The organism is Polynucleobacter sp. 30F-ANTBAC (assembly GCF_018882385.1).
In the GTDB taxonomy this organism is placed as follows: domain Bacteria; phylum Pseudomonadota; class Gammaproteobacteria; order Burkholderiales; family Burkholderiaceae; genus Polynucleobacter.
Map to the genome: position 1 here is coordinate 1 of NZ_JACVON010000003.1, position 15489 is coordinate 15489.

12 protein-coding genes, 1 tRNA gene and 1 pseudogene are annotated in these 15489 nt (G+C 45.1%); all 14 read right to left on the reverse strand.

Annotated elements, in window-relative coordinates:
- The coding region (locus ICN28_RS09365; protein ID WP_154584994.1) for a GTP-binding protein at positions 1-115 on the reverse strand (115 nt) is incomplete at its 3' end.
- 38 nt (positions 116-153) lie between these two features.
- A complete protein-coding gene (gene fusA, locus ICN28_RS09370) occupies positions 154-2256 on the reverse strand; it encodes an elongation factor G (protein ID WP_216288243.1) in 2103 nt (700 codons plus the stop codon).
- 24 nt (positions 2257-2280) lie between these two features.
- Positions 2281-2751: a 30S ribosomal protein S7 gene (gene rpsG / locus ICN28_RS09375; protein ID WP_216288245.1), complete on the reverse strand. Its 471-nt coding sequence runs from the start codon at positions 2749-2751 to the stop codon at positions 2281-2283.
- Between the two features lie 127 nt (positions 2752-2878).
- Positions 2879-3256, reverse strand: coding sequence for a 30S ribosomal protein S12 (rpsL, locus tag ICN28_RS09380; protein WP_216288247.1), 378 nt, complete (start codon positions 3254-3256; stop codon positions 2879-2881).
- Positions 3257-3378: 122 nt separating this feature from the next.
- Positions 3379-7617: a DNA-directed RNA polymerase subunit beta' gene (gene rpoC, locus ICN28_RS09385; protein WP_216288249.1), complete on the reverse strand. Its 4239-nt coding sequence runs from the start codon at positions 7615-7617 to the stop codon at positions 3379-3381.
- Between the two features lies 1 nt (position 7618).
- Positions 7619-11719 (reverse strand): DNA-directed RNA polymerase subunit beta, encoded by a 4101-nt coding sequence (rpoB, locus tag ICN28_RS09390; protein WP_216288250.1) that lies wholly within the window; start codon positions 11717-11719, stop codon positions 7619-7621.
- Between the two features lie 198 nt (positions 11720-11917).
- A complete protein-coding gene (gene rplL, locus ICN28_RS09395; RefSeq protein WP_216288251.1) occupies positions 11918-12292 on the reverse strand; it encodes a 50S ribosomal protein L7/L12 in 375 nt (124 codons plus the stop codon).
- 51 nt (positions 12293-12343) lie between these two features.
- Positions 12344-12841, reverse strand: coding sequence for a 50S ribosomal protein L10 (gene rplJ, locus ICN28_RS09400; RefSeq protein ID WP_216288252.1), 498 nt, complete (start codon positions 12839-12841; stop codon positions 12344-12346).
- Between the two features lie 184 nt (positions 12842-13025).
- Positions 13026-13721 carry a 50S ribosomal protein L1 gene (gene rplA / locus ICN28_RS09405; RefSeq protein WP_216288253.1) on the reverse strand — a complete coding sequence of 232 codons (696 nt, stop codon included), beginning with the start codon at positions 13719-13721 and terminating at the stop codon, positions 13026-13028.
- Positions 13722-13723: 2 nt separating this feature from the next.
- A complete protein-coding gene (gene rplK, locus ICN28_RS09410) occupies positions 13724-14155 on the reverse strand; it encodes a 50S ribosomal protein L11 (protein ID WP_089514981.1) in 432 nt (143 codons plus the stop codon).
- Positions 14156-14279: 124 nt separating this feature from the next.
- Positions 14280-14849 carry a transcription termination/antitermination protein NusG gene (gene nusG, locus ICN28_RS09415; protein WP_216288255.1) on the reverse strand — a complete coding sequence of 190 codons (570 nt, stop codon included), beginning with the start codon at positions 14847-14849 and terminating at the stop codon, positions 14280-14282.
- 7 nt (positions 14850-14856) lie between these two features.
- On the reverse strand, positions 14857-15231 hold the full coding sequence (gene secE / locus ICN28_RS09420; protein WP_216288257.1) for a preprotein translocase subunit SecE: 375 nt from the start codon (positions 15229-15231) through the stop codon (positions 14857-14859).
- 16 nt (positions 15232-15247) lie between these two features.
- Positions 15248-15323 (reverse strand) — tRNA-Trp (locus tag ICN28_RS09425).
- 8 nt (positions 15324-15331) lie between these two features.
- A pseudogene (tuf, locus tag ICN28_RS09430) lies at positions 15332-15489 on the reverse strand (elongation factor Tu); the annotation flags it as partial.

Below are 15489 nucleotides of genomic sequence, written 5' to 3' on the forward strand. Positions count from 1 at the left end.
TCGCTGACAACACTGTAGCAATCGCTGCAGTTAAAGTTGTTTTACCGTGGTCAACGTGACCAATCGTGCCTACGTTTACGTGCGGTTTTGTCCGCTCAAATTTCTCTTTTGCCATCTTTTCAGCCTCTAATTCAAATAATTGTTAATTAAATATTACTTAGACTTTGCAGCCATCACTGCTTCAGCCACGTTCTTTGGAGCCTCAGAATAATGTTTGAATTCCATGGTGTAAGTTGCACGACCTTGAGTCAATGAACGTAAACCTGTTGAATAACCAAACATCTCAGCCAAAGGCACTTCAGCGCGAACAATCTTGCCGCCGCCAGGAATGTCATCCATACCTTGCAAAATACCGCGACGTGAAGATAAATCACCCATTACGTTACCCATGAAGTCTTCTGGAGTTTCCACTTCAACAGACATCATTGGCTCTAGCAATACTGGGCTTGCTCTACGCATACCTTCTTTGAACGCCATTGAACCGGCCATTCTGAAAGCATTTTCATTTGAGTCAACATCATGGTATGAACCGAAGAACAATGTTGCTTTAATGTCTACCACTGGGTAACCAGCTAGCACACCATTGTTCAATGTTTCTTGAATACCTTTATCAACCGCTGGAATGTATTCACGAGGAACCACGCCGCCTTTGATTGCGTCAACGAACTCAAAACCTTTACCTGGCTCTTGTGGCTCTAACTTCAACACAACGTGACCATATTGACCACGACCACCAGATTGCTTAACAAACTTACCTTCAACTTCTTCGCAAACTTTGCGAATAGTTTCACGGTAGGCAACTTGTGGCTTACCAACAGTTGCCTCAACACCGAACTCACGCTTCATACGGTCAACCAAAATTTCCAAGTGCAACTCACCCATACCGGAAATAATTGTTTGGCCAGACTCTTCGTCAGTCTTCACGCGGAATGAAGGATCTTCTTGTGCTAAACGATTCAATGCCAAGCCCATCTTCTCTTGGTCAGCCTTTGTTTTTGGCTCAACCGCTTGAGAAATCACTGGCTCTGGGAACACCATGCGCTCCAAAACAATCACGCTGTCTGGATCACAAAGAGTTTCACCCGTCGTAGCCTCTTTCAAACCAACGGCAGCAGCGATATCGCCAGCATGAACTTCTTTAATCTCTTCACGTTGGTTAGCGTGCATCTGAAGAATACGACCTAGACGCTCTTTCTTACCTTTGATCGGGTTGTAGACTGTGTCACCAGACTTAATAACACCGGAGTAAACGCGGAAGAATATTAACTGACCAACGAATGGGTCAGTCATGATCTTAAATGCTAATGCTGAGAACTTCTCATCATCAGCCGCTTTACGAATACCTTGAGTGCCGTCTTCTAATTCGCCTGTTACAGGTGGAATGTCGATTGGTGAAGGCATGTAATCAATTACCGCATCCAACATCGCCTGAACACCTTTGTTCTTAAATGCTGTACCACACATCATTGGAACAATCTCACTAGCGATCGTACGAGCACGTAATGCTGTTTTAATTTCTTCCTCAGTTAAAGCTTCGCCGCCTAAATATTTATTCATCAAGTCTTCTGATGATTCAGCTGCGGCCTCAACCATTTTTTCGCGCCACTCTTCAGCACTTGCTTGCAACTCTGCTGGAATGTCTTCGTATGTGAATTTAGTACCTTGAGATGCCTCATCCCAGAAGATAGCCTTCATCTTCACAAGGTCAACAACACCTTTAAAGTTTTCTTCAGCGCCGATAGGAATCTGAATTGCGATTGGGTTTGCTTTCAAACGCAAACGCATCTGATCGTAAACCTTGAAGAAGTTGGCACCGGTACGGTCCATCTTATTCACAAACGCTAAACGCGGAACTTTGTATTTATTTGCCTGACGCCATACTGTTTCTGATTGTGGCTGAACACCACCCACAGCACAGTAAACCATGCAAGCACCGTCCAACACGCGCATTGAGCGCTCAACTTCAATAGTGAAGTCTACGTGGCCTGGTGTGTCAATAATGTTAACGCGATGCTCTGGATAGTTACCAGCCATACCCTTCCAGAATGCTGTTGTAGCCGCTGAAGTAATGGTAATGCCGCGCTCTTGCTCTTGCTCCATCCAGTCCATAGTGGCTGCGCCATCATGAACTTCGCCAATCTTATGATTAACGCCTGTGTAGAACAAAATACGTTCTGTTGTTGTCGTTTTTCCTGCGTCAATGTGCGCAGAGATACCAATGTTACGGTAACGCTCAATAGGGGTTTTACGTGCCACTTTATCCTCGTCTTTTCTGATCTATTAGAAACGGAAATGAGAGAAGGCTTTGTTAGCTTCTGCCATACGGTGAACTTCATCACGCTTCTTCATCGCACCGCCACGTCCTTCAGACGCTTCGATCAATTCATTAGCTAGGCGCTGAGCCATAGATTTTTCGCCACGCTTTTTAGCTGCTTCACGCAACCAACGCATAGCCAAGGCCAAGCGACGTGATGGACGAACTTCTACAGGCACCTGATAGTTTGCGCCACCAACACGGCGACTCTTTACCTCAACGATAGGCTTTACGTTGCCCATGGCTGTTGAAAAAATTTCTAGAGGTTCTTTGTTGGCTTTCTTTTCGATGTGCTCGAAAGCGCCATAAACGATACGTTCCGCAACGGATTTTTTACCATCCAACATCAAAACGTTCATGAATTTAGCAACTTCTACGTTTCCAAATTTTGGATCCGGAAGAATTTCACGCTTGGGTACTTCGCGACGACGCGGCATTGCAACTCCTAATTTTATTCAGTTAGAGGACCATTCCTCAAGGTTACTCAACTAGATCACAATTGACCCGAAGTAACCACTTACTTAGCTAGCTCCAATTGAGCTAGCCACTAACGCAAGAAAGCTATTAAGCCTTCTTAGCGCGCTTCGCACCATACTTGGAGCGAGACTGCTTACGGTCTTTAACACCTTGCAAGTCAAGTGAACCACGCACGATGTGATAACGCACACCCGGCAAGTCTTTCACACGACCACCACGGATAAGAACCACTGAGTGTTCCTGCAAGTTGTGGCCTTCACCACCAATGTAGGAAATCACTTCAAATCCATTCGTCAAGCGTACTTTAGCTACTTTACGTAAAGCCGAGTTAGGCTTCTTTGGAGTAGTTGTATATACGCGAGTACATACACCACGGCGCTGAGGACAATTCTCAAGCGCTGGGCTCTTACTTTTAATAATCTCAGAAGTACGAGGACTTCTAAGTAACTGATTAATTGTTGGCATAACTTACTTTCAAAGCAGAAAATTCTGCGGTTTGCGAAGAACTCAGCATTCTAGACCCGTCAGCTCCTGCCGTCAAGACGGCAAAAGCTGACTTTTTAGGTCTATTTAGCCCTTTTTTGGCTTTATTCAGCCTCTCCTGTGGGTTCTAAATCAACGATTTCCTCTGATTTAGCCTCCTCAGCAGCGATCATTTCAGCACGTTCACGGTCTAACTGTTCACGAACTTTACGTGCGCGACGGTAAGCCAAACCGGTACCGGCAGGAATGAGGCGACCAATGATGACGTTTTCTTTGAGGCCACGAAGCGTATCGACTTTGCCCATAATGGCAGCTTCTGTAAGAACTCTCGTTGTTTCCTGGAAGGAAGCGGCCGAGATAAAGCTGTCTGTCGACAATGATGCCTTCGTGATACCCAATAGAACGTTGTCATATAACGCTGGACGCTTACCATCCGCAATCATGCGGTCGTTTTCATCCAACATGTCTGATCTTTCAACCTGTTCACCTGTGATGAACTTCGTTTCGCCTGCATCTGTGATCTGAACACGACGTAACATTTGACGAACGATGACTTCAATATGCTTGTCGTTAATCTTCACACCTTGCAAACGGTAAACGTCTTGAACTTCATCAACGATGTAAGTTGCCAACTCCTCAATACCCTTCAAGCGAAGAATATCGTGAGGGTCAGCAGGGCCTTCAACAATCATTTCGCCCTTGTTAACAACCTGACCATCGTGAACCAAGATTTGCTTTTCTTTAGGAATCAAGAACTCATGAGATTCACCGTCCATGTCTGTAATAACAAGACGCTGCTTACCCTTAGTCTCTTTACCGAAAGAAACTGTACCAGTTACTTTTGCCAAGATAGCTGCATCTTTTGGTGAGCGAGCTTCGAATAGTTCTGCCACACGCGGCAAACCACCCGTAATGTCTCGAGTCTTTTGCGCTTCGATTGGAATACGCGCCAAGACTTCACCAACGTGAACTGTTTGACCATCTTTCACAGTGATCAAAGCACCGACTTGCAAACCAATGGTTACTGGATGATCTGTACCAGCGATGAGAACTTCAGCGCCAGCTGCATCGTACAAGCGAATCATTGGGCGAACACCCTTTGCTGCTGCACTACGACGCTTACCATCAATAACAACCAAAGTAGACAAACCAGTTACTTCATCAACCTGCTTAGCAACTGTTACACCCTCTTCCACGTTTTCAAAACGAACTACACCTGAGTATTCGGTAATGATTGGACGAGTCAATGGATCCCAAGTGGCTAAAGTAGCGCCGGCTTTAATTGTGGCACCTTCTTTAAGTGACAGAGTTGCACCGTATGGAACTTTATGACGCTCACGCTCACGACTGTTGTCATCCGTAATTAACGCCTCACCTGAGCGAGAGATAACAATCTGCTCACCTTTGGCATTCGTTACAAAACGCATCGTTGGTGTAAAGCGCAAGATACCGTTTGACTTTGCTTCAACGTTGTTCGCAACAGCAGCACGAGAAGCCGCACCACCGATGTGGAATGTACGCATTGTTAACTGTGTACCTGGCTCACCGATTGACTGAGCAGCGATAACACCAACTGCTTCGCCAGAGTTCACCATCGTGCCACGACCTAAGTCACGACCATAACACTTCGCGCATAAACCAAAACGTGTGGCGCATGACAATGGCGTACGAACCTTAACTTCATCGATACCCAATGAGTCAATTAACTCAACGTCATCTTCTGTCAGCATAGTGCCGTCAAAAATAACTGTTTCTTGTGTATCAGGATTAACAACATCGCCAATACATACACGACCCAAGATGCGATCGCTTAAAGATTCAATGACTTCACCGCCCTCAACCAAGGCTTTCATAGAAACGCCGTTCGTTGTGCCGCAATCATCATCAAGCACAACCAAGTCTTGAGTCACGTCAACCAAACGACGCGTCAAGTAACCTGAGTTAGCTGTCTTCAATGCCGTATCAGCCAAACCTTTACGTGCACCGTGCGTTGAGATGAAGTACTGAAGAACGTTCAAACCTTCACGGAAGTTAGCAGTAATCGGCGTCTCAATAATTGAGCCGTCTGGTTTAGCCATCAAACCACGCATACCTGCTAGCTGACGAATCTGAGCCGCAGAACCGCGCGCGCCAGAGTCAGCCATCATGTAAATAGCATTGAAAGATTCTTGCTTCACTGTTTTGCCGTGACGATCTACAACGTCTTCTTGTGACAACTGCTCCATCATGGCCTTACCGACCTGATCACCAGCAGCACCCCAAATGTCAACCACGTTGTTATAACGTTCTTGGTTGGTTACCAAGCCTGACATAAACTGCTTGTCATACTCTTTCACCTTGCCAGCCGCCTCAGAAATAATCACTTCTTTCTGAGCTGGAATCAACATGTCATCAATCGCAATTGAGATACCAGCACGTGTTGCCAAACGGAAACCAGACTGCAATAGTTTGTCAGCAAAAATAACTGTTTCTCTCAAACCGCAACGACGGAATGACAAGTTAATCAAGCGAGAAATTTCTTTCTTCTTAAGCGCTTTGTTAATGCTGTCAAATGACATGCCCTTAGGCAAGATCTCTGACAACATTGCACGACCAACTGTTGTGTGACGCAATGTCACTTTCTTAGCAAAACGTGCATCGCCTTCAGCTTCTTTATCAACCAAATCATATTCAGTGATACGAACTGCAATACGAGTGGCCAACTCAACTTGCTTATTTTCATAGGCGCGAATCACTTCGCTGATATCGGCAAATGTCATACCTTCACCCTTGGCATTAATTGCCTCGCGTGTTGTGTAGTACAAGCCCAAAACGATATCTTGAGATGGAACAATTGAAGGTTCACCGTTGGCTGGGAACAAGATGTTGTTTGAAGCCAACATCAATGTGCGAGCCTCCATCTGAGCTTCCAAAGACAATGGAACGTGAACAGCCATTTGGTCACCGTCGAAGTCGGCGTTGAATGCCGCACAAACGAGTGGGTGTAACTGAATAGCTTTACCTTCAATCAACATTGGCTCAAACGCTTGAATACCCAAGCGGTGCAATGTTGGCGCACGGTTCAACATCACTGGATGCTCGCGAATCACTTCTTCTAAGATGTCCCAAACGATTGGCGTTTGGTTTTCTACTTCTTTCTTAGCAGCCTTGATTGTTGTAGCAATGCCCAATGTTTCTAGTTTGTTAAAAATGAATGGCTTGAATAATTCAAGGGCCATCAATTTTGGCAAACCGCACTGATGTAACTTAAGTGTTGGACCAACCACGATCACTGAACGACCAGAGTAGTCAACACGCTTACCTAACAAGTTTTGACGGAAACGGCCACCCTTACCTTTGATCATCTCTGCCAAAGACTTCAATGGACGCTTATTGGCACCAGTCATTGCTTTACCGCGACGACCGTTATCCAATAGTGAATCCACTGCTTCTTGTAGCATGCGCTTTTCGTTACGCACGATGATTTCTGGAGCGCGCAACTCTAACAAACGCTTCAAGCGGTTGTTACGGTTGATCACGCGACGATACAAATCGTTCAAGTCAGATGTTGCAAAACGACCGCCGTCCAATGGCACCAATGGGCGCAATTCAGGCGGCAACACTGGCAACACTTCCAAGATCATCCAGTCAGGCTTGATGCCAGAGCGCTGGAATGCCTCAAGCACTTTTAGACGCTTAGCAAACTTCTTAATTTTTGCTTCGCTACCAGTTGCTTTCAAGTCAGTACGCAACACCTCAGCTTCGCGATCGATGTCGATAGAGCGCAACAGCTCACGAACGCCTTCAGCACCCATGATCGCTGTAAATGCACCTTCACCAAACTCTTCTAACTTAGCGTAGTACTCATCTTCAGACATGATCTGACCGCGGCGCATTGCACCTTCAGGTGTTAAGCCTGCATCAACAATCACATATGCTTCAAAGTAAAGAACGCGCTCGATATCACGCAATGTCATATCTAAAACCATGCCTAAACGAGAAGGCAATGATTTCAAGAACCAAATATGCGCAACAGGAGCTGCTAATTCAATATGACCCATGCGCTCACGACGCACTTTGGCCAATGTCACTTCAACGCCGCATTTCTCGCAAATCACACCGCGATACTTGAGGCGCTTGTACTTGCCGCATAAGCATTCGTAATCTTTGATGGGGCCAAAAATCTTGGCACAGAAAAGACCGTCGCGCTCAGGCTTGAAAGTACGGTAGTTAATTGTTTCTGGCTTACGAACCTCACCAAAAGACCATGAACGGATCTTGTCTGGTGAAGCTAAACCAATCTTAATGGCGTCAAACTGCTCTTCGCCATGCGTCTGCTTAAATAGATCTAGCAATGCTTTCATATTAGCTGCGCTCCATGTCGATATCGATACCTAACGAGCGGATTTCTTTAACCAGCACGTTGAAGGACTCAGGCATGCCAGCATCAATGCTGTGCTCACCCTTGACGATGTTTTCGTAAACTTTGGTTCTACCGTTAACGTCATCTGATTTCACTGTGAGCATTTCCTGCAACACATAAGACGCACCGTAGGCTTCCAAAGCCCAAACTTCCATCTCACCAAAACGCTGACCACCGAATTGAGCTTTACCGCCCAATGGCTGCTGCGTTACTAATGAGTAAGGACCTGTAGAACGAGCATGCATCTTGTCATCCACCAAATGGTGAAGCTTTAATACGTGCATCACACCAACTGTTACAGATCTCTCAAACGCCTCACCAGTTCTACCGTCAAACAAAGTAATCTGTTGACGTGAAGGTGTCATTGATAGCTTCTTAGCAACATCTTCTGGATATGCCATTTCTAACATCTTGGCAATCTCACCCTCTGTTGCACCATCAAAGACTGGCGTTGCAAATGGAGCACCGTCTCTTAAGTTGTTAGACAACTCAAGAATTTGCTCATCTGTAAAGCTATCCAAATCTTCTACACGACCAGTTTCGTTATAAAGCTGCTTCAAGAACTTACGTAACTGCTCAGCTTTCGCTTGAGCTTTTAGCATTTCCTGAATGCGCTTACCAATACCTAGCGCAGCCCAACCCAAATGAACCTCAAGAATCTGACCGACGTTCATACGAGAAGGAACACCCAATGGGTTCAACACGATATCGACTGGTGTACCGTCAGCCATGTATGGCATATCTTCCACCGGCGTGATTTTTGAAACCACACCCTTGTTACCGTGACGACCCGCCATCTTGTCACCAGGTTGCAAGCGACGCTTAACAGCCAAATAAACCTTAACCATTTTGATCACGCCTGGAGCCAACTCGTCACCTTGAGTTAACTTCTTGCGCTTCTCTTCAAAGTCTTGATCAAACTGTGTGCGCTTAGCTTCAATTGCTTCTTTAATAGCTTCAACTTGAGCAGCAACATCTTCATCAGCAGGGCGAATATCAAACCAGTGATATTTCTCAAGATCAGCCAAATAATCTTTGCTTATCTTTGTACCTTTTGCCAACTTATTAGGACCACCATTGGCAACTTTGTTGATCAATAACTTCTCTAAACGGCTGAACGCATCACCTTCAACGATACGTAACTGGTCGTTCAAATCTAAGCGATAACGCTTAAGCTCTTCATCAATAATTGCTTGAGCACGAGCATCACGCTCAATACCCTCACGAGTAAATACTTGAACGTCGATCACCGTACCCGTCATACCTGAAGGTACGCGCAATGATGTGTCTTTTACGTCAGAAGCTTTTTCGCCAAAAATAGCACGCAATAGTTTTTCTTCTGGTGTTAGTTGAGTTTCGCCCTTAGGCGTTACCTTACCAACCAAAACATCACCCGCTTCAACTTCAGCGCCAATATAAGTAATACCGCTGTCATCTAAACGGCTTAATTGTGTTTCAGCCAAGTTTGAGATGTCGCGAGTAATTTCTTCAGGGCCCAACTTCGTATCGCGAGCAACTACAGACAACTCTTCAATATGAATTGATGTGTAGCGGTCATCAGCAACAACTTTTTCAGAGATCAAAATTGAGTCTTCGAAGTTGTAACCGTTCCATGGCATAAATGCGACAACCATGTTTTGACCCAATGCCAACTCACCTAAGTCTGTTGATGCGCCGTCAGCAATCACGTCACCACGGTCAACCATGTCACCAACTTTAACGATTGGACGCTGATTAATGTTTGTGTTTTGGTTTGAGCGTGTGTACTTGATGAGGTTGTAAATATCCACACCAACTTCACCAGCTGCAGTTTCTTCGTCATTCACACGAATCACAATACGGTTAGCATCAGCGTAGTCCACTTTACCGCCACGAGTTGCCATTACGACAGTACCTGAGTCAACAGCTACCGTACGCTCTAAGCCTGTACCAACCAATGGCTTAGTAGCGCGCAAACACGGAACAGCTTGACGCTGCATGTTCGCACCCATCAAGGCACGGTTTGCATCATCATGCTCCAAGAACGGCACAAGTGAAGCAGCAGCAGATACGATCTGACTTGGTGCCACGTCAATGTACTGAATGCGCTCTGGGCTTACCATCATTGTTTCACCAGCCTCACGTGATGAAACCAACTCATCCGTTAATTTGCCAGATTTATCAATTGATGCGTTTGCCTGAGCAATCACATATTTAGCTTCTTCAATAGCTGATAAATAATCAACCTGATCAGTTACCTTGCTATTAACAACTTTACGGTATGGCGTTTCCAAGAAACCATGCTCATTCAAACGAGCAAACAAAGCCAATGAGTTGATCAAACCAATGTTTGGACCCTCTGGAGTTTCAATTGGACATACGCGACCATAGTGTGTTGGATGTACGTCACGCACCTCAAAGCCTGCGCGCTCACGTGTCAAACCACCAGGGCCCAATGCGGAGATACGACGCTTGTGCGTGATCTCTGACAATGGGTTTGTTTGGTCCATAAACTGAGACAACTGTGAAGAACCGAAGAACTCACGAATTGCTGAAGAGATTGGCTTGCTGTTAATCAAGTCGTGAGGCATCAAGTTTTCTGTTTCAGCTTGACCCAAACGCTCTTTCACTGCGCGCTCTACGCGTGACAATCCGGCACGGAATTGATTTTCAGCCAACTCACCCACACAACGTACGCGACGATTACCTAAGTGATCGATGTCATCCACTTCGCCTTTGCCGTTTCTTAAGTCAACCAAAAGCTTGATCGTGTCCAAGATGTCTTCGTTAGACAAAATCATTAAACCATCCATTGTTGAACGGTTTAAGCGGCTGTTAACCTTCATACGACCTACGCGTGAAAGATCATATGTGTCTTCACTGTAGAACAAGCGCTGGAATAAAGCTTCAACAGCATCTTCTGTTGGAGGCTCACCAGGACGCATCATGCGATAGATCGCAATGCGGGCAGCCATTTGATCGGCAGTTTCATCAATGCGCAATGTTTGCGAAATGAATGAACCCTGATCAAGATCGTTTGTATAAATCGTTTGCAACTCTTTAACGCCAGCTTCTCTTAAGTTAGCCAAAAGAGTTTCTGTGATTTCTTCGTTAGCCGTTGCCAAAACTTCGCCTGTATCACCATCAACGATGTTTTTAGCAACTACACGGCCGATCAAGTAGTCATCAGGCACATTGATTGTTGTTGTTTTTGCGGCTTCGAGTTCGCGAATGTTTTTAGCATTGATGCGCTTATCTTTTGCAATAACAACGTTGCCTGCTTTGTCCGTAATATCAAAGCGAGCAACCTCACCCTTTAAACGCTCCGCAACAAAGTTCATTTGTGCGCCAGCAGCTTGCAACTTAAAGTCGTCAAAGCCAAAGAAGTTTTCCAAAATCTGCTCATCATTCATGCCGATGGCTTTGAGCAAAATTGTGACTGGCATCTTACGACGACGGTCAATACGGAAATACAAAATGTCTTTAGGGTCAAATTCAAAATCTAACCATGAACCACGATAAGGAATCACACGTGCAGAGAAGAGCAACTTTCCTGAGCTGTGAGTTTTACCTTTATCGTGCTCAAAGAATACGCCCGGTGAACGATGCAACTGAGAAACAATTACACGCTCTGTACCGTTAATCACAAATGAGCCTGTATCGGTCATCAATGGGATTTCACCCATATAGACTTCTTGCTCTTTAACTTCCTTCACCTTTGTTGGTGCTTCGCGATCATTGATGATCAGGCGAACTTTTGCACGCAATGCAGAGTGGAATGTTAAACCACGCTGCTGACATTCTTTAACGTCAAACGGTGGAGTTGAAAGGTTGTACTGAACGAATTCCATACGTGCAAAACCATTGTTTGACACGATAGGGAATATAGAAGTGAATGCAGATTGCAAACCTTCATTTAAACGATCAGCAGGGCCTCTTGATTCTTGCAAAAATTTTGCATAAGACTCAAGTTGCGTTGTCAACAAGTAAGGTACTTGATGATTATTGGGGCGCTTAGCGAAGCTTTTACGGATACGCTTGCGTTCGGTGAAACTATATGACATGTCATCTCCGAATTTAAGCGACTGAGCAGAGATTTGGTGATTGGCCTCTACCAATCGTGGCTGACGGTGTGCGTGCGCACAACCCGACCAAACTTGCCTTCTGCAGTCGTATCAGAAGGCAAACCAGATATCAATTCTCTTTAACATCTGGTTTGCCTTCTAAGCAAACCGGGCAGCAAAGCTGCCCTATCAAACCAATTACTTAAGTTCGACCTTAGCGCCAGCTTCTTCAAGCTTCTTCTTAGCATCTTCAGCAGATGCTTTATCAACGCCTTCTTTAACTGGCTTTGGTGCGCCATCAACTAAGTCTTTAGCTTCTTTCAAGCCAAGACCAGTGATTTCACGAACAGCTTTAATCACGCTCACTTTGTTTGCGCCAGCCTCAGCCAACACAACTGTGAATTCTGTTTGTTCAGCTGCCGCCGCACCAGCACCGCCAGCGCCTGGAGCTGCAACAGCCATTGAAGCTGCTGATACGCCAAACTTTTCTTCAAATGCTTTAACTAGATCGTTCAAGTCCATTACAGACATATTGCCTACGGCTTCTAGAATGTCGTCTTTAGTAACTGCCATTTTTAAAACTCCTAATTCAAATTTCTTAAGTTAATTAAAGCAAGCGCGTAATTACGCAGCTTCTTTTTCTTTTTTCTCTGCAACCGCTGCCAATACGCGAGCCATGCTTGAAGCAGGAGCTTGCATAACGCCAAGTAACATAGCGATAAGATCGTTGCGACCCGGAATAGATGCCAAAGCTTTTACTGCAGCTGCATCCATTACCTTGCCGTCATAAGATCCCGCCTTAATTACTAAAGCTGCTTGCGTCTTTGCAAAGTCATTTAAAACTTTTGCGGACGCAACTGGGTCTGCGGAAATACTATAAATAAGCGGACCAGTCATCTCACCGGCCAATGACTCGAATGACGTTCCTTGAACCGCAAGGCGTGCCAAAGTGTTCTTCATAACGCGAAGATAAACACCATTTGCACGAGCTTGAGCTCGCAGAGTAGTCAGTTCGCCCACTGGAATACCACGGTATTCAGCTAGCACCATGGTTTGAGCTTGCGCAACTTCTGCACTTACCTCAGCCACGACCGCCTTTTTGTCTTCCATATTTAAAGGCACTGTTTAACTCCTATTAACCTAACCGTTGCCAGTTAGGGGTTGCACACAGGCGAAATCTTTTCAGGATCGCCATCTGCGTTGGCTCTATTTCTAGCATTAAGAGTTACTTCTAACTCACCAACGGTCTTTGATGTTCAAGCAAAGGTTTCCCTTTGCTTGACCCAAAGTTCTTTTAATGCTGCAATTAAGCAGCGAGTGAAGATTGGTCTACACGTACACCAGCACCCATGGTGCTGCTAACGGCAACTTTTCTTAAATAGATACCCTTACTAGCTGCTGGCTTAGCTTTTGTTAAAGCATCCAATAGCGCTAATAAATTGTTTTTCAATGCGCCAGGCTCAAATGAGCGACGGCCAATTGTTGCGTGAACAATACCGGCTTTATCAACACGGAATTGAACTTGACCAGCCTTGGCGTTTTTAACTGCACCAGCAACGTCTGGGCTCACTGTGCCAACCTTCGGGTTAGGCATCAAGCCTCTTGGCCCCAAGATCTGACCCAATGTACCAACGATACGCATTGCGTCTGGAGATGCGATCAAAATATCAAAGTCGATTTTGCCGCCCTTGATTTGGTCAGCCAAATCTTCCATGCCAACAATTTCTGCGCCAGCGGCTTTAGCTTGTTCAGCTTTTTCACCTTGAGCAAAAACTGCTACACGTACTGATTTACCAGTACCCGCAGGCAACACAACTGAACCACGAACAACTTGGTCAGATTTTTTAGCGTCAATACCTAATTGAACAGCAACGTCGATAGACTCATCAAACTTAGCTGTTGCAAATTCTTTAACAAGGCTCAATGCCTCATCAATAGGGTAAAACTTATTACGGTCTACTTTTGCTTGAAAAGCAGCTACGCGTTTAGAAACTTTAGCCATGATTAGAGTCCTTCCACAGTGATACCCATAGAGCGGGCGCTACCAGCGATTGTGCGAACAGCAGCATCCATATCAGCAGCTGTTAAGTCAGGCATTTTTGCCTTAGCAATTTCCTCAGCTTGAGCGCGAGTAATTTTGCCAACTTTGTCTGTATGTGGACGCGGTGAACCCTTTTCCAACTTTGCAGCTTTCTTAATTAAAACTGTCGCTGGAGGAGTCTTCATCACAAATGTGAAGCTCTTGTCAGCAAACGCTGTAATAACAACTGGAATCGGTAAACCTGGTTCCATGCTCTGAGTTTGAGCATTAAACGCTTTACAGAATTCCATGATGTTCAAGCCGCGCTGACCTAATGCAGGACCAACTGGTGGCGATGGATTCGCTTTACCGGCTGGGATTTGTAGCTTAATAAAGCCAATAATCTTCTTTGCCATTTTTATACTCCATTAAAAGTGCGTTTTTTATTTTAAAAAACCACCGTTGAGTAAAACGCCTTGTTAGAGCGGCAACCCTAACTCAGCTCCTCATACAAACCTGTCTTCACAGGCCTGTAAATCTTTACATCTTTTCTACTTGACCAAACTCCAGCTCTACAGGTGTGCCACGACCGAAAATCGTAACTGACACTCGTATGCGAGATTTCTCGTAGTTAACTTCTTCAACGTTGCCATTAAAGTCTGTGAATGGGCCTTCTTTAACGCGAACCATTTCACCCACCTCAAACAATGTTTTTGGCTTAGGCTTATCAACACCAGCCTGCATTTGGTCCATAATTTTTTGAACTTCTGCTGGGGAAATTGGTGACGGCTTATTTCTAACTCCACCCACAAATCCGGTAACTTTTGGTGTGTTCTTAACCAAGTGCCAGGTCTCATCGGTCATTTCCATTTCGATAAGAACATAACCTGGAAAAAAGCGTCTTTCAGAAACTGCTTTTTGACCGCTCTTGATTTCAACAACCTCTTCTGAAGGCACTAAAATTTTGCCAAACTTATCGGCCATGCCAGATCGCGCAATGCGCTCCGCCAAACCTCTTTGTACACTCTTCTCCATGCCAGAATATGCATGGATAACATACCAGCGCATGTTTCCGCTAGTTTGTAAATTGGCTATTACTTGCTCAGACATCTTTAACTCACTTCCAACCTAGGAATATAGAGAAAACTAACCACTCAATGAGTTTGTCAGTAGCCCATAAGAACAGCGACATAATGACCACGAACGCAAAAACAATAAATGTCATTTGCGTTGTTTCTTTACGGCTTGGCCATACTACTTTTTTTGCCTCAGCAACTGATTCCTTGGTATATGCAAAGAAGCGCTTACCATCAGAAGATACTGCAGCCACAATAAATGCTACTGCAAAGCCACCCAGTAACGCTGCCAATCTCACCCATATTGTTTGAGATGCCAACACGTAATAAGCAACTAAAGAAAGAATAACAATAAGACCAGCCAGGATAATCATCCAGCTGGTTTTATTTTCTTGATCGACTGATATCTGTGCCATATTTTTCAGTTTGCTGTGGCAGGGGCGGAGGGCATCGAACCCCCAACCTTCGGTTTTGGAGACCGACACTCTGCCAATTGAGCTACGCCCCTAACGTTCATTATTCTAAAACTTTAGCAACAACACCGGCGCCAACAGTACGACCGCCTTCACGGATCGCAAAACGGAGACCTTCTTCCATCGCAATCGGAGCAATCAACTTCACTGTAATAGTCACGTTATCACCAGGCATCACCATCTCTTTGTCTTTCGGCAATT

Coding starts and splice junctions, on each gene's coding strand:
- rpoC (WP_216288249.1), bottom strand. CDS start 7,617: ATGAAAGCATTGCTAGATCTATTTAAGCAGACGCATGGCGAAGAGCAG.
- nusG (WP_216288255.1), bottom strand. CDS start 14,849: ATGTCTGAGCAAGTAATAGCCAATTTACAAACTAGCGGAAACATGCGC.
- secE (WP_216288257.1), bottom strand. CDS start 15,231: ATGGCACAGATATCAGTCGATCAAGAAAATAAAACCAGCTGGATGATT.
- rplK (WP_089514981.1), bottom strand. CDS start 14,155: ATGGCAAAGAAGATTATTGGCTTTATTAAGCTACAAATCCCAGCCGGT.
- rplA (WP_216288253.1), bottom strand. CDS start 13,721: ATGGCTAAAGTTTCTAAACGCGTAGCTGCTTTTCAAGCAAAAGTAGAC.
- rpsG (WP_216288245.1), bottom strand. CDS start 2,751: ATGCCGCGTCGTCGCGAAGTACCCAAGCGTGAAATTCTTCCGGATCCA.
- rplL (WP_216288251.1), bottom strand. CDS start 12,292: ATGGCAGTTACTAAAGACGACATTCTAGAAGCCGTAGGCAATATGTCT.
- rpsL (WP_216288247.1), bottom strand. CDS start 3,256: ATGCCAACAATTAATCAGTTACTTAGAAGTCCTCGTACTTCTGAGATT.
- rpoB (WP_216288250.1), bottom strand. CDS start 11,719: ATGTCATATAGTTTCACCGAACGCAAGCGTATCCGTAAAAGCTTCGCT.